Here is a 19,300-nt window from a genome sequence, read left to right as displayed (position 1 = left end):
CGGCCCGAGCCCTGCAGGGCGTCGGCGCCGCGCTGCTCGCCCCCGGCAGCCTCGCGATCCTGCAGGCGTCGTTCCGCCCGGACGACCGCAGCAAGGCGATCGGCGCCTGGTCCGGCCTCGGCGGCGTGGCGACCGCGATCGGGCCGTTCGTCGGCGGCTGGCTCGTCGGGATCGGCGCGTCGTCGTGGCGGCTGATCTTCGCGATCAACGTGCCGATCGCGGCGCTGGTGGTGTACCTCACCTGGCGCCACGTCCCGGAGTCGCGCGACGAGCGGGCGAGCGGCCGCGTCGACATGATCTCGGGCGCGCTGGTCACCGCCGGCCTGGTCGGTGTGACGTACGGCCTCATCGAGGGCCAGGCGCTCGGCTGGGGCAGCGCCGCGGTGGTCGGCGCCCTGGCCGGCGGCGCGGCGCTCATCGCCGGGTTCCTGTGGCGCCAGGCCCGGGTGCGCCACCCGATGCTGCCGCTGGGGCTGTTCGCCTCGGCCCGGTTCAGCGCGACCAACGTGGTCACGTTCATCGTCTACGGCGCGCTCGGCGGCGCCCTGTTCCTGCTGCCGATCCAACTGCAGCAGGTCGCCGGGTATTCTCCGCTGCGGGCCGGTGTGTCGCTGCTGCCGGTCACGATCGTCATGCTGCTGCTGTCCTCGCGCTCCGGGGCCCTCGCCGCCCGGATCGGGCCCCGGCTGCAGATGAGCGCCGGCCCCGTCGTCGCCGGCTTCGGGATGGCGCTGTTCGCCCGGATCACCGCGGACGGCAGCTACCTCACGCAGGTGCTGCCCGCCGTGCTCGTGCTGGGCCTGGGCCTGGCGATCACGGTCGCGCCGCTCACCTCGACGGCGCTGTCCTCGGCGCCGGCCGCCCACGCCGGGATGGCCTCCGCGGTGAACAACGACGTGGCCCGGGCCGCGGGCCTCATCGCCGTCGCCGTGCTGCCGGCCGCCGCCGGCATCACCAGCGCCGCGTACGACTCGCCGGTGCTGCTGTCCGCCGGCTTCCACCGCGCCGTGCTCATCTGCGCCGGGTTGTGCGTGCTGGCCGGGCTGCTCGCCGCGGCCACCATCCGCGACGTTCACGCCCTGCCGCCGGCGCGGGGCGCCGGCGGCGAGGTGATCGAGGAGAAGCCGTGGCTGTCCTGTGCGATGGACGTTCCCCCGGCTACACCGGCTGCAGTTCCGGCTCCGGCTGCGCGGCCGCCGGCCGCTCCGGCGTCCTGACCCGGCGCAGCGCCACCAGGGCGATCGGGACGCCGGCCGCGACCAGCGCGGCCGCCACCACGAGCGAGAACTGGTAGCCGGCCAGGAAGCGGTGCAGCACCGGGCCGGTCGCCGCGTTCTGCCGGTTGGCCAGGATCGCGCCGAGGATCGTGATGCCCAGCAGGCCGAAGACCTCGCGGGAGACGTTGAGCATGCCGGAGGCGATGCCGGCGCGGGCCACCGGCAGGGCGCCCAGGACCACGTTGGTCAGTGGGAGCAGCAGGCCGCCGCCGAGGCCGAACAGCAGGAACCAGGGCAGCAGGTCGGTGTACCTGGAGCCCTCGCCGACCGTGGCGAGCATGCCGACGGCGACGGCCATCAGGGCCATGCCCGCCGCGACCGTGCGCCCGGCGCCGAAGCGCGACTCCACCCGGGGAGCGATCGTGGCGACGACCGCCATGACGAGCGCCATCGGCACGAACGCGGAACCGGCCTCGGTCGGGGAGAAGCCGAGCACGTTCTGCAGGAAGATCGCGGTGAAGAAGTAGATGCCGAAGACGCCGAACGCCCACAGGCCCATCGTGGCCAGGCCGCCGGTGAACACCCGCGTGCGGAAGAACGCCAGGTCGACCATCGGGTTGGTGGTGCGGGTCTCGATGAGCACGAACGCGATCGCGGCGGCCGCCGCGAGGGCGAACGCGCCGAGGATGACGCCCGAGGTCCAGCCGCGCGACTCGCCCTCGATCAGCGCGTAGGTCAGCGCGAACAGCGCCAGGGAACTGCTCAGCAGGCCGGGCAGGTCGAGGCTGCGGTTGCCGGTGCGCCGCCCGGCGGGCAGCGTGATCGCGCCGAGCACCGCCGTCGCGAGGCCGATCGGGGCGTTGATCAGGAAGATCCAGCCCCAGGAGACGTGCTGGCTGAGGTACCCGCCGGTGAGCGGCCCGATGGCCAGCGCGAGCGCGCCGACGGCGCCCCAGATGCCGACCGCGGTGCCGCGCTCCCTCGGGTCGGGGAACAGCTCGGTGAGCAGGGCCAGGGCCGTCGGGGTGAGCAGCGCGGCGCCGACGCCCTGCAGCGCCCGCGCCCCGATGAGCACCTCCTGGCCGCCGGCCAGGCCGGCGGCGATGGAGGCGGCGGTGAAGAGGCCGAGGCCGGCGAAGAACGTGCCGCGCATGCCGAACACGTCGGCGACGCGGCCGCCGGCCAGCAGCAGGCCGGCGAAGACCAGGATGTACGCGCTCGCGATCCATTCCAGGCCGGAGATGCTCAGGTGCAGGTCGCGCTGGATGGACGGCAGCGCGACGTTGACGACGTTGTTGTCCAGGTAGGTCATGAAGGTGCCCAGGGCCACGGCGATCAGGGCCAGCCAGCGGTTTCTCACGGTCGAAACTCCTCCTGTACGGCGTACTTGTACGTTGTACATGTACGTCGTAGAGGAGAACCCGTACGGTGTACAGTTGTCAAGTGCCGCCGAAGACCTCATCCGATCGCCTCACCCGGACCGCCGTGGCCGAGCGCGCCCTGCGCATCGGCGACGACGAGGGGCTGGACGCGATCACCATCCGCCGCCTCGCGCAGGAGCTCGGCGTCACGCCGATGGCGCTGTACTGGCACTTCAAGAACAAGGACGAGCTGCTGCTCGGCCTCACCGACCACGTCCTGGCCGAGGTGCGCGCCGACCGCAGCGCCGCCGACCCGTGGCCGGTCCAGCTGCGCGCGATGCTCACGGCCCTCGTGCGGGCGATGCGGGCGCACCCCTGCCTGCCCGAGCTGCTGCACACCGTCGACAAGACGGGCGTGGAGAGCTTCACCCGCGCCACCGACGACACGCTCGGCCTGCTCGAGCAGGCGGGATTCACCCTGGAGGAGGGCTACTGGGTCGCCTCCTACCTGCTGCACGCGGCGATCGGGCTGGCCTCCGCGCAGCCGGGATGCCCCACCGCGCTGCCGCGGGAGCACGCCGACGAGTGGCTGCGCCAGCACCGCGTCCACCTGCAGAGCCTGCCCGCGGGGCGATATCCGCACATGGTGCGCCTCGCCGAGAGCTATCTGACCCACCCGGACCTGGAACGATACTTCGACTTCGGCATCGACCTGGTCATGGGCGCCGTGGAGAGAATGGCCGTACTGAAAACGCCTGGGGCCGGCCCGGTAGCATCCTGAGCGTCCGGGTTTTCCCCATCTCAAGACGAAGGTGCGCGGCAGCATGCTCGACATCGAGTTGATTCGCAAGGACCGGGCCTCGGTGGAGGCCGCTCTGTCCAAGAGGCTCGACCCGTCCGAGGTGTCCAGCGCGCTGAGTGCGATCGCCGACCTCGACCGGCAGCGGCGCGAGCTGATCGGTGAGATCGACGCGGAGCGGGCCCGGCGCAAGGAGGAGGCGCGCGCGTTCGCCGCCGCGAAGGCGGCCGGCCAGGCCGTTCAGGCCGGCACCCGCGACGCCAAGGCCGCCCTGCAGGAGCTGGAGGACCGGCTGGGCGAGGTGCAGCGGCGGCTGGGCGACGCCATGAGCGAGCTGCCCAACCTGCCCAGCGACGACGTCGTGGCCGGCGGCAAGGAGGCCAACCAGGTCGTCAAGGTCTACGGCGAGGCCCCGAAGATCGACAACGTGCGCGACCACGTCCAGCTCGCCAACGAGCTCGGCCTGGTCGACTTCGACCGCGGCGTGAAGCTCGGCGGCTCCGGCTTCTGGATCTACACCGGCTGGGGCGCGCGGCTGGAGTGGGCGCTGGTCAACTGGTTCATCGACCGGCACTTCGCGGCCGGCTACCAGTTCATGCTCCCGCCGCACCTGCTGCTCGACTCGGCGGGCTTCGCGGCCGGGCAGTTCCCGAAGTTCTACGACGACGTGTTCCACATCGCCACCGACGAGGACGAGCGGGGCCGGTTCCTGCTGCCCACCTCCGAGACGGCGATCCTCGGCGCCTACCAGAACGAAATCTTCGACCCGGCCGACCTGCCGCACAAGGCGTTCGCGTACACCCCGTGCTACCGCAGCGAGAAGGCCGGCTCGCACTCCGACGAGCGCGGCACCGTGCGCGGCCACCAGTTCAACAAGGTGGAGATCTTCCAGTTCACCACCCAGGAGGACGGCGAGAAGACCCTCGAGGAGATGGTCGACTACGCCGAGGGCATCGTCGACTCGCTCGGCCTGCACTTCCGCCGCTCGCTGTTGGCCGCCGGCGACGCCAGCGCCTCGATGCGCAAGACCATCGACATCGAGGTGTGGATGCCCAGCACCGGCAAGTACAAGGAGGTCTCCTCGGTCTCCTGGGCCGGGGACTACCAGGCGCGCCGGGCCGGCATCCGTTACCGCGTGCCCGGCTCGAAGAACAACCGGTTCGTGCACACGCTCAACGGCTCGGCCCTGGCGACCAGCCGCATCTTCCCCGCGATCCTCGAGCAGTTCCAGCAGCCCGACGGCTCGGTGCTGGTCCCGGAGGTGCTGCGCGAGAAGGTCGGCACCGACCGCCTCACCAGGCCCGCCAAGCGCAGGTCGTAACACAGCCGGCCCGCACGGCCCGGATGCCGCCCGACGGGTGCGGTGTCCGGGCGGTGCCACGCCTCACATCGAGGCCGCGACCGAGATCGGCTATGGTGTACGCGAACGAAGGGGAGTAGTCCTCAACTGCCCGGTCGACATACTGGCGCCGCACCTCAGCGCCCGGCCGCGCGGCCACCGCGTTCACGCGGTGGCGGACGAGACTTTCGGCTCAGTTGTCCGGCGTTTTCACAAGCTGGACGGCCGGGTCGAGGTCGTGCGCCCTCACCTCCCGGTCGTCCCGGGAAGGGTTCCTCTTGAGCGAGTTCCTCGCCGCACTGGCCATCAGCTTCGGCGTCATCTTCGTGGCCGAGCTCGGCGACAAGTCCCAGCTGATGGCGCTGACGTTCGCCACCCGCTTCCGCACGGTCCCGGTCCTCGTCGGCATCACGATCGCCACCGCCGTCGTGCACCTGGTCTCCGTCGCCGTCGGCCACGGGCTGGGCGCCACCCTGCCGACCGGCTGGATCTCGCTGGTCGCGGCGCTGGCCTTCTTCGGCTTCGGCGCCTGGACCCTGCGCGGCGACACCCTGACCGACAACGAGCGCAGCAAGGCCGAGCGCACCACCCGCTCCGCGATCGTCGCCGTGAGCGTCTCGTTCTTCCTCGCCGAGCTCGGCGACAAGACCATGCTGGCCACCATCACGCTGGCCACGCAGCACGGCTGGCTGGGCACGTGGATCGGCTCGACCGTGGGCATGGTCGCCGCGGACGCCCTGGCCATCATCGTGGGCCGCCAGCTGGGCCGGCACCTGCCGGAGCGCGCCATCAAGTACGGCGCCGCCGCGCTGTTCGCCGTCTTCGGCGTGTGGCTGCTGGTCGAGTCCCTGCGTGAGCTGCTCTGACCGCCCTGTCGCCGCCGAGCGCTACTGACCGCTCAGCCCCGGGTCACGCGCGCAGTTGGAGCACGTGCCGAAGATCTCCAGGGTGTGGCTGACGTCTCGGAAGCCGTGCTCCTCGCCGATGCGGTCGGCCCAGCGCTCCACCGCTGGGCCGAGCACCTCCACGGTGCGGCCGCAGCCGCGGCAGACGAGGTGATGATGGTGACGGTCGCTGCAGCGGCGGTAACGGGTATCACTGCCCGGGACCTGCATGACGTCGATCTCATTGGTCTCGGCGAGCAGCTGCAGGGTGCGGTACACGGTCGTCAGGCCCACGTTGGCGCCGCGCTCGCGGAGCATCACGTGCAGCTCCTGGGCGCTGTGGAAGCCGTCGACGTCGCCGAGCAGCGTCATGACGGCGTCGCGCTGCCGCGTGTTGCGGCGCACCGGGTGCGCGTCGACTTCCTGGGCCGAGTCGTTCACCCGAAAAGCTTAGCGTAGCCTTATTCGGTTCATTCGCAGCGACGCCCACACCGGCGCGGCAACTTCGGCGCAGGTAAGTGGTGCTATCTCGTTCGCAGTGGGCAACACGCGCCACGTAGGCTGTGGCCGAAAACCGATCATCCGTACGTGAGAGTTCACGTTTTGGGGGAACACGTGGCCCAACAGGAAGCAGCCGCCCCGGGAGGCGGAGGCAGAGCGCCGGCGAAGCTGGACGCTCAAGTACTCAAGGTCGCGGGCGTCATCGTCCTCGGCGCGATCATGTCGATCCTCGACGTGACTGTCGTGAGCGTCGCGCTGCCCACGTTCATGCGGGAGTTCGACGCGACGTACGCCCGGGTGGCGTGGACGATGACCGGATACACGCTCGCCCTGGCGACCGTGATCCCGCTGTCCGGCTGGGCCGCGGACCGGTTCGGCACCAAGCGGCTGTACATGCTGGCGCTGTTCCTCTTCACCGTCGGCTCCGGACTCTGTGCCACCGCCGGCTCGATCAGCGAACTGATCGGCTACCGGGTGCTGCAGGGCCTCGGCGGCGGCATGCTGATGCCGCTGGGCATGACGATCATGACTCGCGCGGCCGGCCCCGAGCGCATCGGCCGGCTCATGGCCGTGCTGGGCATCCCGATGCTGCTCGGCCCGATCGGCGGCCCGATCCTCGGCGGCTGGCTCATCGACGTGGCCAGCTGGCACTGGATCTTCCTGATCAACCTGCCGATCGGCGCGATCGCCCTGGCCTACGCCGCGTGGGCGCTGCCCAAGGACAACACCGAGCCGTCGGAGTCGTTCGACTTCATCGGCATGCTGATGCTCTCGCCGGGTCTCGCGTTGTTCCTGTTCGGCGTGTCCTCGCTGCCCGAGGAGGGCACGATCGCGAAGACCAAGGTGTGGGTGCCGATGCTGGTCGGCGCGCTGCTCGTGATCGGCTTCGTCTTCTACTCGTTCAAGCCGAAGCACCCGCTGCTGGACCTGCGGCTGTTCCGCAACCGCAGGCTGACGATCGCGACGATCTCGCTGTTCGTGTTCATCATCGCGTTCATGGGCGCGGGCCTGCTCTTCCCGAGCTACTTCCTGCAGGTGCGCGGCGAGTCGACGCTCAACGCCGGCCTGCTGATGGCCCCGCAGGGCATCGGCGCGATGCTCACCATGCCGATCGCCGGCGCGCTGTCGGACAAGATCCCGGTGGGCCGCACGGTGCCCTTCGCGATGGCGCTCATCGCGGCCGGCTTCTTCGCGTTCACGCAGGTCGGCGCGGACACGTCCTACGTGGTGCTGTGCGGCTCGCTGTTCGTGATGGGCCTGGGCATGGGCGGCACCATGATGCCGATCATGACCTCGGCGCTGCGGACGCTGACCAACCACGAGGTGGCCCGGGGCTCGACGCTGGTGAACATCCTCCAGCAGATCGGCGGCTCCATCGGCGGCGCGGTCATGTCGGTCATCCTGACCAGCAACCTCGACAAGGCGCCGAAGCTGCCGGGCGCGGTCAACCCGCAGACAAACGAGCCGCTCAGCATCGCCGACGTGGCGATCGCCTCGCACGACAAGGAGATAGGCCCGCAGATCCTGCAGACGTTCGGCCCGGACGTGATCCACCGGGGCCTGGCGTTCGTCGGCGACGCGTTCTCCTCGACGTACTGGGTCGGCTTCGTCCTGGTGCTGCTGACGTTCATCCCGATCGCCTTCCTGCCGCGCAAGAGGGAGGTCTCGCACCTCAACGACGACGACGCTGCCGCTGGGGCCCCGGCGCCGGTCGTCATCCACTGACAGGCCGTCGCGACGCCGCCCCGCCGCCGGGTCACCGGCCGCGGGGCGGTTTCGTGTCCGGGTAGGCGGCCAGGACCCAGCACCGGTCAGGGCTGCGACCGGCACAAGGGGTGCCGGTGTGGCCGGTCGCGCCGATCACCCCCGGGGGTGGCACGCTGAACGGCATGAAGCGGCTGTCGAAGGTTGATCTCAATGCCACGTTGCCCAGGGATGTGGCGCTGGCCAGGCTCACCGCCGCGCAGGAGCGGCTGCTGCGGCTGCGGCTGACCCTGGGCGGCCAGATCGGCGAGCACAGGCTCGGCCCGCCGTTGTGCGTGGTGTTCGAGGGGTGGGACGCGTCGGGCAAGGGTGGCTCGATCAAGCGCCTGGTCGACCACCTCGACCCGCGGCACGTGCGGGTGGCGCAGTTCGCGGCGCCGACCTTCGACGAGAAGCGGCACCACTTCCTGTGGCGGTTCTGGCCGGTCCTGCCCGGCTGGGGCGGGATGACGGTGCTGGACCGGTCGTGGTACGGCCGGGTCCTGGTCGAGCGGGTCGAGGGCTTCGCCACCGACGAGCAGTGGACCCGAGCATACGACGAGATCGTCGAGTTCGAGCGCACGCTCACCGCCGAGGGCATGATCCTGATCAAGTTCTGGCTGCACATCTCGTCGAAGGAGCAGCTGCGCCGGTTCAACAGCCGCGCGAACGACCCGCTGCGCTCGTGGAAGCTCACCGACGAGGACTGGCGCAACCGCAAAAGGCGGCCGGAGTACAAGCAGGCGGTCGAGGACATGCTGGAGCGCACCGACCACCCGGCCGCGCCGTGGCACGCGATCGCCGCCGACGACAAGCCGACCGCGCGCGTCAGCATCGTCGAGACGGTCTGCCACGAGGTCGAACGGGCGCTCGGGCTGCAGGGCTGAGCGTTTGGGAACCCTCGAAGCGGGTGAAGATGGAACGGGTGAAACGGTGCACCCAAGAGAACGGCTGAGTGTCCAGGGCATGATGTCTCGGTGAAGCGAGAGCGGATCCCGGATTGGCTGGCTGTCGGTCTGACGCTGGTGGCGGCCCTGAGCGCCTCCGCCGCGGTGAGCGTGGCGCTCGGCGCGCGGGTGCACCCGGTGCGTGCCAGCATCGACGCGCTGCTCTTTCCGGCACCCCCGAACGTGGGCTACGCCGCGTTCCTCGTCACGCTCGCGGCCGGCGTGCGCAACCGCAAGCGGATCACGTTCTGGCTGCTCGCGATCATCTTCGCGGTGCAGGGCCTGTACGACGTGTTCGTGCTCTCCGACGTCGGCGAACGCGGTGAGGAGGCGCACGAGATACGCCTGCCGTGGCACGGGACGGCCGCGGCCTGGACCAACCTCGCCGTGACGGCGGCGCTGCTGGGCCTGCTGTGGCTGGCCCGGGGCGAGTTCCGGGCCCGGGTCCAACGGGCCAGCCTGCCCAAGGCGCTGTTGACCCTGGGCGTGTTGCTGCTCGCGTTCACACTCGTCGGGTGGGGGCTGCTCGAGCTGTTCCCCGGCTCGCTCGGGCAGGGGATCTCGCGGCTGGGGTACAGCGGCCGGATCGTGCTCGGCGGGGCGTTCGGCTTCGACGTGGGCCGGCACGGGCGGGCCCCCGGCTGGGTCAACCTGGTGCTCGGCACGTTCGGCGCGGTCGCGCTGTTCTCGGCCCTCTTCGCGCTACTGCGCTCGCAGAAGATGATCGCCTCGCTGGACACCGACGAGGAGCGCGCGGTGCGCCGGCTGCTGGCCGAGCACGGCGACCGCGACTCGCTCGGCTACTTCGCCACCCGCCGCGACAAGGAGGTCATCATGTCGCCGTCGGGCCGGGCGGCGGTGACCTACCGCGTGGTCTTCGGCGTGTCGCTGGCCAGCGGCGACCCGCTCGGCGACCCGGACGCGTGGCCGCCGGCGATCGAGGCGTGGCTGCGGGAGGCGCGGGCGTACGCCTGGACGCCGGCCGTGATGGGCGCCGGCGAGGAGGGCGCCACCGCCTACGCGCGGGCCGGCCTGCGGGTCATCGAGCTCGGCGACGAGGCGATCCTGGACGTGCGGGACTTCGACCTCGACTCGCCCCGGCTGCGGCAGGTGCGCCAGGCGGTGCACCGGGTCGAGCGGGCCGGGTACACGGTGCGCATCCGCCGGCACTGCGAGATCGGCCCGGAGGAGATGGCGAACATCATCGAGCTCGCGGCCCGCTGGCGGGACACCGAGACCGAGCGCGGCTTCTCGATGGCCCTGGGCCGGCTCGGCGATCCCAACGACGGCCGCTGTGTGCTGGTGGAGGCGCACGACCACGACGGGCGGGAGGTGGCGCTGCTGTCGTTCGCCCCGTGGGGCGCCGGCGGGCTGTCGCTGGACCTGATGCGCCGCGATCGGCAGTCGGACAACGGGCTGGTCGAGTACATGGTGGCGACGCTGATGCGGGAGGCGCCGCGCATCGGCGTGCACCGGGTGTCGCTGAACTTCGCCGTGTTCCGGGCCGTGTTCGAGGAGGGCGCCCGGATCGGGGCCGGCCCGGTGCTGCGGTTGTGGCGGGCGCTGCTGCTGTTCGCCTCGCGCTGGTTCCAGCTGGAGTCGCTGTACCGGTCGAACGTGAAGTACAACCCGCAGTGGCTGCCGCGCTTCCTGTGCTTCGAGGACGTGCGGGACCTGCCCAAGGTCGGGCTCGCCTCCGGCCTCGCCGAGGGTTTCGTGGTCGTACCGCGGCTGCGCACCCTGCTGCGGCGGGGCGCGACGGCGCCGTTCACCGCGGACCGCCGCGAGCTGATCGTCACCGACGAGGGGTCCCCCGCGCCCTTCCCCGTGGCCGCCGAGCGACCCGAACAGGTCCGCATCCGAATGGCGAAGCTCGACGCGCTGCGCGCCGCGGGCGTGGAGCCCTACCCGCCGGGCTTCGGCCGCACGCACAGCCTGGCGGAGGTCCGCGTGGCGCACGCCGGCCTGGCCCCGGACCGCCGCTCCGGCGAGCGGGTGTCGGTGGCCGGGCGGGTGATCCGCCTGCGCGACCACGGATCGCTGTGCTTCGCGACGCTGCGGGACTGGACCGGCGACCTGCAGGTGGTGCTGGTGGACCGGCCGGAGTTCGCCGCGACCGTCGACCTCGGCGACCACGTCGGGGTCACCGGCGAGGTCGGCACGTCCAGGCGCGGCGAGCTGTCGGTGTTCGCCGAGCGCTGGGAGCTGACCGCGAAGTGCCTGCGCCCGCTGCCCGACAAGCACCGCGGGATCCACGACCCCGAGACGCTCGTGCGGCAGCGTCACGTCGACCTGATCGTCAACCCTCCGGCCCGCGACATGATCCGCACCCGCTCGGCGGTCACGTTCGCGCTGCGCCGCGCGCTGCACTCGCGCGACTTCGTCGAGGTGGACACGCCGGTGCTGCAGCCGGTGCACGGCGGCGCCAACGCCCGGCCCTTCGTGACCCACAGCAACGCCTACGACATGCGGCTCTACCTGCGCATCGCGCCCGAGCTGTACCTCAAGCGCCTCGCCGTCGGCGGGGTCGAGCGCGTCTTCGAGATCGGGCGAAACTTCCGCAACGAGGGCGTGGACGCGACCCACAACCCCGAGTTCACGATGCTGGAGGCCTACGAGGCGTACGGCGACTACACCACCATGCGAGCGCTGGCGCGGGACCTGATCCTGGCCGCCGCGGGCGACGAGTCGGTCCTGCGCCGGGACGACGTCGTGGTGGACCTGCGCGAGGAGTGGCCGGTGGTGCCGGTCTACGCGGCCGTCTCGGACGCGGCGGGCACCGGGGTGTCGCCGGACTCCACGGTGCCGGAGCTGCGCGAGCTGGCCGACAAGCTGCACGTCGCCTGGCAGGACGCGTGGACGCACGGCCAGCTCGTGCTGGAGCTGTACGAGCACCTGGTCGAGGCGGCCACGGTACGCCCGACGTTCTACACCGACTTCCCGGTCGACGTGTCGCCGCTGACCCGCCGGCACCGCGACGACCCGCGGCTGGCGGAGCGCTGGGACCTCGTCGCGTTCGGCATGGAGCTCGGCACGGCGTACACGGAACTGGTCGACCCGGTCGAGCTGCGGGCCCGGCTGACCGCGCAGTCGCTGCGGGCCGCGGCCGGCGACCCGGAGGCGATGGAGCTCGACGAGGACTTCCTCGACGCGTTCGAGTTCGCGATGCCGCCCAGCGGCGGGCTGGGGCTGGGCGTGGACCGGCTCGTCATGCTGCTGACCGGCCGGTCGATCCGCGAGACGCTGGCGTTCCCGCTGGTGAAGCCGGACCGGCGGGAGGGACGCCGGTAGGCCGGTGGCACGGCCGCCCACGGGGTGACGGCCGCTGCGGGCCACCGCGTCGCCGCGCGGCGCATCGGCCACCCGGCCCCGGCCGCATGGCCGCAATACTCTGCCCGAAATACGGAATTCTCCTGATCTGCCGCGTTTGGCAGGAATCGGCGTGTTTGGCTCCAACTCGGAGGTGCCACGGCGACGCTGCCGTGGCCGACAACGGGGGGATCACCATGCTGAAGTACAACCGGATGCTCGCCGCGATCGGCGCGGGGACACTGCTGGCCACGCTCGCCGGCGTGCCCGCGCACGCCGCCGGGACGGGTCACCGGCCGGGCGGATGGCCGGGCAAGGGACCGGGCACCGGAAACGCGACGTTCACCGCCATGAAGTCCAAGGCCAAGGGCAAGGCCGCCGCCGTGTGCCGGGAGATGACCGTCAACGGCGGCTTCGAGCTGCCGAAGCTCGGCGGCCGGAACTACCAGCAGTTCGACCAGAACGCGGTGCCCGGCTGGCGCACCGACGACCCGGCCGGCAAGATCGAGATCTGGAGCGCCGCCATGGGCGTGCCGGCCCGCTTCGGCAGCCAGTTCGCCGAGCTCAACGCCACCGGCCAGGGCACCTCGATCTACCAGGACATCAAGACCAAGCCGAACAGCAAGATCTACTGGTCGTTCTGGATCCGGGCGCGGAGCGGCTCCGCCGGCACGAGCGTGGACACCACGCAGATCCACTTCGGCCGGACGCCGAAGGACGACGGCAACGTCAACGGCGTCGGCTCGGCGTTCGCCTACGCCAACTCGTCCGACGACGCCCGCTGGAAGCGCCTGTACGGCTGGTACAAGACCGGCCCGGGCCAGACCTCGACGCGGGTCACGCTCACCGCGGTGGACAGCGCCTCGACCGCCCCCGGCTACGGCAACCTGGTCGACGGGCTGACCATCGTCGACCGCCCCGACTGCATGTAGCCGTTCCCGGCCGCACGGCCACCCACACGACGCCGGTCGACGCGCGAAACAGCGCGCCGGCCGGCGTCGACGCATGTCGCACGCGGGGTGAACTTGGTCCCACTCTCCGGCCACTTCCATAAGGGCGTGATACGAATTGAGGCATGCCCGCTGCCCGAACCGCTCTGGACCCCGCGCGTCTGACGGTCACCGCCGAGCGGCTGTTCAGCCTGCTGCGGCAGGGCAACCCCCCGAACGACATCAGTCTCACGGCCGCCTCGACGCTGCGGCGACTGGAGCGCGAAGGACCGCGGCGGCTCACCGAGCTCGCCGCCGCGGAGGGTGTCACCCAGCCCGCGATGACCCAGCTCGTGCAGCGCCTCGAGCGCGACGGCCTGGCCGACCGGTCCGCCGACCCCACCGACGGGCGGGTCGTGCTGGTCCGGGTCACCCGGGCCGGGACCGAGCTGCTCAAACGCCGGCGCGCCGTGCGGGCCGAGCACCTCGCCACCCTGCTCGTGGACCTGCCCGACGAAGACGTGGCGCTGATCGCGGCCGCACTACCGGCGCTGGAGAGGCTCGCCAAGTGACCGAGACCCGCGAGGTTTCCAAAAAGTCCGGCTTGCGGGGCGCGCTGTCGGCCGGCAAGGACCATCCGCACTACAAGTGGGTGGCGCTGTCCAACACCACGCTCGGCATGCTCATCGCCACGGTCAACTCCTCGATCGTGCTGATCTCGCTGCCGGCCATCTTCAACGGCATCCACCTCGACCCGCTCAGCCCCGGCAACGTGTCCTACCTGCTGTGGATGCTGATGGGGTACATGCTGGTGACCGCGGTGCTCGTGGTGACGCTGGGCCGGCTGGGCGACATGTACGGCCGGGTCCGCATCTACAACCTCGGCTTCGCGCTGTTCACCGTCACCTCGATCGCCCTGTCGCTGGACCCGTTCGACGGCGGCGGCGGCGCGCTGTGGCTCATCGGCTGGCGGGTGCTGCAGGCCGTCGGCGGCGCGATGCTCATGGCCAACTCGGCCGCGATCCTCACCGACGCGTTCCCGGCCGCCCAGCGCGGCATGGCCCTCGGCGTGAACATCGTCGCCGGCATCGCGGGCTCGTTCATCGGCCTCGTCCTCGGCGGACTGCTCTCCGAGTGGAACTGGCGGGCCATCTTCTGGGTCAACGTGCCCATCGGCGTGATCGGCACGATCTGGGCGTACCGCAGCCTCCACGACACCGGCCTGCGACGGCCCGGACGGCTCGACTGGTGGGGCAACCTCACCTTCGCCGTGGGGCTCACCGCGCTGCTGGCCGGCATCACGTACGGCATCCAGCCCTACGGCGGGCACAGCCAGGGCTGGACCAACCCGTGGGTGCTCGCCGGGCTCGTCGGCGGCGTGGCCGTCCTCGCCCTGTTCACCTGGATCGAGTGGCGGGTCGCCGAGCCGATGTTCCCGCTCGGGATGTTCAAGATCCGCGCATTCGCGTCGGGCAACGTCGCCGGCCTGCTCGCCTCGATCGCCCGCGGCGGCCTGCAGTTCATGCTGATCATCTGGCTGCAGGGCATCTGGCTGCCGCTGCACGGCTACTCCTACGAGTCCACGCCGCTGTGGGCGGGCATCTACCTGCTGCCGCTGACCGTGGGCTTCCTCGCCGCCGGCCCGATCGCCGGGCACCTGTCGGACAGGTACGGCCCCCGGCTCTTCAGCGCCGTCGGCCTGCTCGTCATGGCGCTGTCCTTCGGCGGCCTGCTGATCCTGCCGACCGACTTCAGCTACTGGGTCTTCGCCGTGCTGGTGTTCCTCAACGGCCTCGGCGGCGGCCTGTTCGCCGCGCCCAACACCTCGCTGATCATGTCGAGCGTCCCGGCCCACATGCGCGGCGCCGCGTCGGGCATGCGCGCCACGTTCCAGAACGCCGGCATGGTGCTGTCCATCGGCGTGTTCTTCTCCCTCATGATCGCCGGGCTGTCCGGTTCGCTGCCGACCTCGCTCAGCAGCGGCCTCACCGCGCAGGGCGTGCCGGCCGGCGCGGCGAGCCAGATCGCCGGCCTGCCGCCGGTGGGCACGCTGTTCGCCGCCTTCCTGGGGTACAACCCGATCCAGTCGCTGCTCGGCCCGCAGGTGCTCAGCCAGCTGCCGCCGGCCAACGCGGCCACGCTGACCGGCCGGGAGTTCTTCCCGCACCTGGTCTCCGGCCCGTTCCACGACGGCCTCGTGATCGTGTTCTGGCTGGCGATCGGCATGGCGGTGATCGGCGCCCTCGCCTCGCTGATCAAGCCGGCGAAGCACCACATCGGCGAGACCGCCGCGGCCACGGAGCCGGCCGCCTCGTAGGACCCGCCTGGGAAAGCGCGGCCCCCGGTCAAGCCACGGGCCGGGCGCGGCGCAGCGGACGGGCCGGTTCACCCCGGGGAGTGGGGTCCCGGCCCGTCCGTGTCAGGGCGGGAGCGCGGCGGCTCAGGCCGCGACCGAGTCGACAGCGTCCGCGGAGGTCTCCGCCGCTTTCTCCACGGCGCTCCCCCGGCGGGCGTACAGCAGGGCCCCGGCCGCGATCACGAGCGTGCCGAGCACGTACCAGCCGGTGAGAACCAGCAGCCCGACGGCGGAGAGGAGCGCGACGATCGCGCACCGGCGGGCGAGGGAGCCGCGCGGCAGGAGGCGGATCGCCGCGGCGGAGCCCACGAGGTACACCAGGACGAAACACCCGCTGGCCAGCAGCACGAGCGCCCGGGTGCCCGTCCCGGTGGCCGCGACGAGCGCGAGCGACCCGGCGCCGAGCAGCGCGACGACGAGGAGGCTGCGGCGGGGCACCGAGCCCGGCGCGGCGCCGCGGCCGAACCAGGCCGGCAATGCGCCGTCGCGGCCGAGCGCCGCGCCGAGCTTGGCGGCGCCGGCGTAGTACGCGTTCATGGCGCCCAGGGTGAGCAGCACGGCGGCGCCGGCGGCGATGGCGCGGACCTGCTGATGATCCACGTGGGCGATCCCGATCGCCAGCAGCTCCGCCAGGGGTGCCTCGCTGCCCCCGGCGCCCGGCGCGGCGGCCGCCGGGCCGAGCACGAGGATGCTGGCGGCGGCGATGCCGAGGTAGAGCACGGCGACCACGACGAGCGCGATCGCCGTGGCCCGGGGCAGGTCGCGGCGCGGGTGGCGGAAGTCGGCGGCGAGCGAGGTGACCGCCTCCCAGCCGGCGAAGCCCCAGACCAGCACGGCCGCGGCCGGCCCGATCGCCCACCAGCCGTGCGGGGCGAACGGGTGCAGGTTCGCGGCCGAGGCGTGCGGCAGCGCGGTGAGGGTGGCGGTGAGCAGCAACGCGACGAGCAGCGCGGCGAGGCCGAGCTGCAGCCGGCCGGAGACCCGCACGCCGCCGAGGTTGCCCACGGTCACGGTGAGCATCAGCGCTGCCGCGGTGAGCAGCGCCGTGCGGGTGCCGCCGCCGACCGCCGCGGCCACGTACGCGCCGCCGAACAGCGCGGCGGCCGGGGCGCCGACCGGCACCGCGAAATAGAACGACCAGCCCACGACGGCGGCGGCCCGGTGGCCGAACGCCGTCCGGGCATAGGTCGCGACGCCGCCGGAGTCCGGATAGCGGGCGCCCAACGCCGCGAAGGTGGACGCGAGGGGGACGGACAGCGCGACCAGCACCGCCCAGGCGATCAGCGAGGCGGGGCCGGCCGCCTGCGCGGCGAGCGCGGGCAGCGCGATCACGCCGGTGCCCAGCACGGCCCCGACGGACAGGGCAGCGCCCTGTGGAACGGTCATCACGGCAAACGATCATTGTCCCGTACGGCGGCGGCCACGAGTGGCAGGAATGCCGTTCTGCGATAGATTCCTGCCATGGGCAGGCGACACGTGGTCGGCATCGCGGTCACGCAGGACATGCCGGTGTTCGAGCTCGCCGTGCCGTGCGAGGTGTTCGGCGTCGACCGGGCCGACCTGGCCGACCCCTGGTACGAGCTGCGCTTCGCCGCGGCGGCACCGGGCCGGCACCGCGCGCGCTCGGGGCTGAGCGTCGACGCGCCGTACCCGCTCGATTCGCTGGCCGACGCCGACACGGTGCTCCTGCCGGCGTTCGCCCGGGCGTGGCAGGTGGAGCCGCCGGCAGAGCTCGTCGCCGTGGTCCGCGAGGCGCACGCCCGGGGGCGGCGGATCGTGGCCATCTGCAGCGGCGCATACGTGCTGGCCGCGGCCGGGCTGCTCGACGGGCGACGCGCCACCACGCATTGGATGAACGCCGTCGACTTCGCCCAGCGCTACCCCCGGGTGACCTTCGACCCCGACGTGCTCTACACGCAGGACGGCGGCGTGTTCACCTCGGCCGGCACCGGCGCCGCCATCGACCTGTGCCTGCACCTCGTGCGCCTCGACCACGGCGCCGCGGTCGCCAACGAGGTGGCCCGCCGGATGGTCGTCCCGCCGCACCGCGACGGCGGCCAGTCGCAGTTCGCCACCCCGCCGCCGCGCCCGCGCACCCCGGACGCGCTCGGCGGCGCGCTGGACTGGGCGCGCCAGCGCCTCGACCAGCCCCTGACCGTCGCCGACCTGGCTCGCGCGGCCCGGCTGAGCCCGCGCACGTTCGCCCGGCGGTTCTCCGAGCACGTGGGCACGAGCCCGCTGCGGTGGCTGGTCGGGCAGCGGGTGCGCCTGGCACAGGAACTGCTGGAGACGACCGACGACTCGATCGAGCGAATCGCACAACGCACCGGCTTCGGCACCCCGGCGAACCTGCGCACCCACTTCGCCCGGCAGACCAGCGTGACCCCGACGACGTACCGCGAGGTGTTCCACCGCTGAGCCGGCGCCCCGGTCACCGCTGCAACGTCAGCGCCACCTCGCGGTAGCGGGACACGGTGACCAGGTGGACGCCGTCGAAGGCGCCGCTGGCGCGCAGCGCCTCGACCTGCTCGCAGGCCGCCGCCACGCCCGAGCGCGGGTCGGCCTCGACCCGCTCGACGAGCGCGGCCGGGATGTCGATGTCCGGGATCGTCGCCGAGAGCCGGCGGGCCATTCCCGCGCTGGCCAGCACCAGCACCCCGGCGTAGACGGGCCGCTCCAGCGCCGCCAGGTCGCGCCAGCGCAGCTGCGCGCCGACGTCGAAGCACATCTGGGCGAAGACGAAGTCGGCCTCGCGCTTCCAGGCCGGCAGCCGGCGCAGGCCGGCGGCGACGCCGATGCGCGGCCGGGTGAAGCCCGGGCGCTCCCCCATCGCCCGCGCCTCGGCGATCATCGTGCGCACGGTGAGCTCACCGGCCCGCTCGCCGGCGGTTGGCTTGTCCCCGTGCACGAACAGGAACTCGTCCACGCCGTACGCGGCGGCGGTGAGCATGTCGCGCTGGAAGCCCAGCAGGTTGCGGTCGCGGGAGTTGAGGCAGGCGATACTGCGCCCGCCCATCGCGGTGACCTCGTGCGCCACGGCGATGCTGGAGACGGTCGCCCGGCCGATGTGGTTGTCCGGGATGAGGAACGCGTGCGCCACCGGGGCGAGCACGCCGATCTGGTGCCGCACGTGCCGGATGTCCGGCCGCGTCGGCGGCTCGATCTCACAGACGATCTCGAAGTCGTTGCCCACCCGGAAACCCTAGAGCATCAGCACGGAACGAGCTCGCAGCGACGGACGCGCACGCGGGTGCCGTCGGTCAGGGTAACCTCGACCCGCCCGACCGCGTCGCTGTCGCCGAACGCGTAGATCTCCTTGCCGTCGTGCTCGGCGAGCTCGCCGCGACTCGGCCGCAGCACCCACTTCAATTCCGGCGATTTACCCATTCCGCCCACCTCCTCGGGGACCACGCTACGGCGCCGCCCCGTCGCGGGCGGCGGGCGCGCGGGCGGTGCCACCCGTGTGGGTGAGTCCCGGCCGGACCCGGTGCGACGCTCAACCCTCGCGGGTCAGCTGCTCACGGAGGCCGCGCAGGGAACCGGCGAGCAACCGGGACACGTGCATCTGCGAGACGCCCAGCTCGGCCGCGATCTGCGACTGGGTCAGGTTGCCGTGGAAACGCATCGCGATGATGCGCTGCTCACGCTGCGGGAGCTTGGCCAGCAGCGGGCGCAGCGCCTCGCGATTTTCCACGTCGCGGATGCCGGGATCGTGGCCGCCGAGCAGGTCGCCGAGGTCGCCGGCGCCGCCATCCCCGCCGGCCGGCGCGTCCAGCGACAGCGCACGATATGCCTGCCCGCAGTCCAGGCCCTCGATGACCTCCTCCTCGCTCACCCCGAGCCGGGTGGCGAGGTCGGCCACGGTCGGCGAGCGGCCGAGATCCTGCGCGAGCTCGTCGGAGACCTTGCTGATCT

The 19,300-nt window shown here is 72.2% G+C and carries 17 protein-coding genes; 11 read left to right on the top strand and 6 right to left on the bottom strand.

Annotation, left to right across the window (positions count from 1 at the left end):
• Nucleotides 1–1,217 (top strand): MFS transporter (locus tag ABT297_RS39940; RefSeq protein WP_350558268.1); only part of this gene is annotated, 1,217 nt, incomplete at its 5' end.
• Here the strand turns inward: ABT297_RS39940 and ABT297_RS39935 are convergent.
• Complete coding sequence (locus ABT297_RS39935; RefSeq protein ID WP_350558265.1) at nucleotides 1,159–2,577, bottom strand: DHA2 family efflux MFS transporter permease subunit; 1,419 nt, start codon at nucleotides 2,575–2,577, stop codon at nucleotides 1,159–1,161. The two genes, ABT297_RS39940 and ABT297_RS39935, sit on opposite strands and share 59 nt — an antisense overlap.
• Nucleotides 2,578–2,660: 83 nt before the next feature.
• Here ABT297_RS39935 and ABT297_RS39930 point away from each other — a divergent pair, with 83 nt between their 5' ends.
• From ABT297_RS39930 to ABT297_RS39920, 3 genes are all read left to right on the top strand, one after another.
• Nucleotides 2,661–3,359 carry a TetR/AcrR family transcriptional regulator gene (locus ABT297_RS39930; RefSeq protein WP_350558262.1) on the top strand — a complete coding sequence of 233 codons (699 nt, stop codon included), beginning with the start codon at nucleotides 2,661–2,663 and terminating at the stop codon, nucleotides 3,357–3,359.
• 43 nt (nucleotides 3,360–3,402) lie between these two features.
• A complete protein-coding gene (gene serS, locus ABT297_RS39925; protein ID WP_350558259.1) occupies nucleotides 3,403–4,698 on the top strand; it encodes a serine--tRNA ligase in 1,296 nt (431 codons plus the stop codon).
• 296 nt (nucleotides 4,699–4,994) lie between these two features.
• Complete coding sequence (locus ABT297_RS39920; protein WP_350558256.1) at nucleotides 4,995–5,582, top strand: TMEM165/GDT1 family protein; 588 nt, start codon at nucleotides 4,995–4,997, stop codon at nucleotides 5,580–5,582.
• Between the two features lie 21 nt (nucleotides 5,583–5,603).
• On the opposite strand, the gene ABT297_RS39915 is transcribed toward ABT297_RS39920, so the two are convergent.
• A complete protein-coding gene (locus ABT297_RS39915; RefSeq protein ID WP_350558253.1) occupies nucleotides 5,604–6,041 on the bottom strand; it encodes a Fur family transcriptional regulator in 438 nt (145 codons plus the stop codon).
• Between the two features lie 174 nt (nucleotides 6,042–6,215).
• Between ABT297_RS39915 and ABT297_RS39910 the strand changes: the two genes are divergently transcribed.
• From ABT297_RS39910 to ABT297_RS39885, 6 genes are all read left to right on the top strand, one after another.
• Nucleotides 6,216–7,826 (top strand): DHA2 family efflux MFS transporter permease subunit, encoded by a 1,611-nt coding sequence (locus tag ABT297_RS39910; protein ID WP_350558271.1) that lies wholly within the window; start codon nucleotides 6,216–6,218, stop codon nucleotides 7,824–7,826.
• Between the two features lie 164 nt (nucleotides 7,827–7,990).
• Entirely contained in the window at nucleotides 7,991–8,731 is a 741-nt protein-coding gene (locus tag ABT297_RS39905) for a polyphosphate kinase 2 family protein (protein WP_350558250.1), read from the top strand.
• A gap of 90 nt (nucleotides 8,732–8,821) precedes the next feature.
• Entirely contained in the window at nucleotides 8,822–12,082 is a 3,261-nt protein-coding gene (gene lysX, locus ABT297_RS39900) for a bifunctional lysylphosphatidylglycerol synthetase/lysine--tRNA ligase LysX (protein ID WP_350558247.1), read from the top strand.
• 191 nt (nucleotides 12,083–12,273) lie between these two features.
• Entirely contained in the window at nucleotides 12,274–13,032 is a 759-nt protein-coding gene (locus tag ABT297_RS39895) for a hypothetical protein (RefSeq protein WP_350558244.1), read from the top strand.
• A 143-nt stretch (nucleotides 13,033–13,175) separates the two neighbouring features.
• Nucleotides 13,176–13,601, top strand: coding sequence for a MarR family winged helix-turn-helix transcriptional regulator (locus tag ABT297_RS39890; protein WP_350558241.1), 426 nt, complete (start codon nucleotides 13,176–13,178; stop codon nucleotides 13,599–13,601).
• Nucleotides 13,598–15,346: an MFS transporter gene (locus ABT297_RS39885; RefSeq protein ID WP_350558237.1), complete on the top strand. Its 1,749-nt coding sequence runs from the start codon at nucleotides 13,598–13,600 to the stop codon at nucleotides 15,344–15,346. The genes ABT297_RS39890 and ABT297_RS39885 overlap by 4 nt, the downstream gene beginning before the upstream one ends.
• A 123-nt stretch (nucleotides 15,347–15,469) precedes the next feature.
• Here ABT297_RS39885 and ABT297_RS39880 read toward each other — a convergent pair whose 3' ends face one another.
• Complete coding sequence (locus tag ABT297_RS39880; RefSeq protein WP_350558234.1) at nucleotides 15,470–16,771, bottom strand: APC family permease; 1,302 nt, start codon at nucleotides 16,769–16,771, stop codon at nucleotides 15,470–15,472.
• Between the two features lie 75 nt (nucleotides 16,772–16,846).
• On the opposite strand from ABT297_RS39880, the gene ABT297_RS39875 reads away from it, so the two are divergent.
• Entirely contained in the window at nucleotides 16,847–17,803 is a 957-nt protein-coding gene (locus tag ABT297_RS39875) for a GlxA family transcriptional regulator (RefSeq protein ID WP_350558231.1), read from the top strand.
• A gap of 13 nt (nucleotides 17,804–17,816) precedes the next feature.
• Here the strand turns inward: ABT297_RS39875 and ABT297_RS39870 are convergent, their stop codons facing one another.
• From ABT297_RS39870 to ABT297_RS39860, 3 genes are all read right to left on the bottom strand, one after another.
• Nucleotides 17,817–18,578: a methylenetetrahydrofolate reductase gene (locus ABT297_RS39870; protein WP_350558228.1), complete on the bottom strand. Its 762-nt coding sequence runs from the start codon at nucleotides 18,576–18,578 to the stop codon at nucleotides 17,817–17,819.
• A 17-nt stretch (nucleotides 18,579–18,595) separates the two neighbouring features.
• A complete protein-coding gene (locus ABT297_RS39865) occupies nucleotides 18,596–18,772 on the bottom strand; it encodes a hypothetical protein (RefSeq protein WP_350558225.1) in 177 nt (58 codons plus the stop codon).
• A 109-nt stretch (nucleotides 18,773–18,881) separates the two neighbouring features.
• On the bottom strand, nucleotides 18,882–19,300 hold a 419-nt coding region (locus ABT297_RS39860), incomplete at its 5' end, for a sigma-70 family RNA polymerase sigma factor (protein ID WP_350558222.1).

This window comes from Dactylosporangium sp. NPDC000555 (genome assembly GCF_040300025.1).
Lineage (GTDB): Bacteria > Actinomycetota > Actinomycetes > Mycobacteriales > Micromonosporaceae > Dactylosporangium.
Note: the sequence above shows the minus strand (reverse complement) of the source record. Positions and strands in the feature narration are given on the sequence as shown.

Coding starts and splice junctions, on each gene's coding strand:
- serS (WP_350558259.1), top strand. CDS start 3,403: ATGCTCGACATCGAGTTGATTCGCAAGGACCGGGCCTCGGTGGAGGCC.
- ABT297_RS39905 (WP_350558250.1), top strand. CDS start 7,991: ATGAAGCGGCTGTCGAAGGTTGATCTCAATGCCACGTTGCCCAGGGAT.
- ABT297_RS39890 (WP_350558241.1), top strand. CDS start 13,176: ATGCCCGCTGCCCGAACCGCTCTGGACCCCGCGCGTCTGACGGTCACC.
- ABT297_RS39880 (WP_350558234.1), bottom strand. CDS start 16,771: ATGACCGTTCCACAGGGCGCTGCCCTGTCCGTCGGGGCCGTGCTGGGC.
- ABT297_RS39875 (WP_350558231.1), top strand. CDS start 16,847: ATGGGCAGGCGACACGTGGTCGGCATCGCGGTCACGCAGGACATGCCG.
- ABT297_RS39865 (WP_350558225.1), bottom strand. CDS start 18,772: ATGGGTAAATCGCCGGAATTGAAGTGGGTGCTGCGGCCGAGTCGCGGC.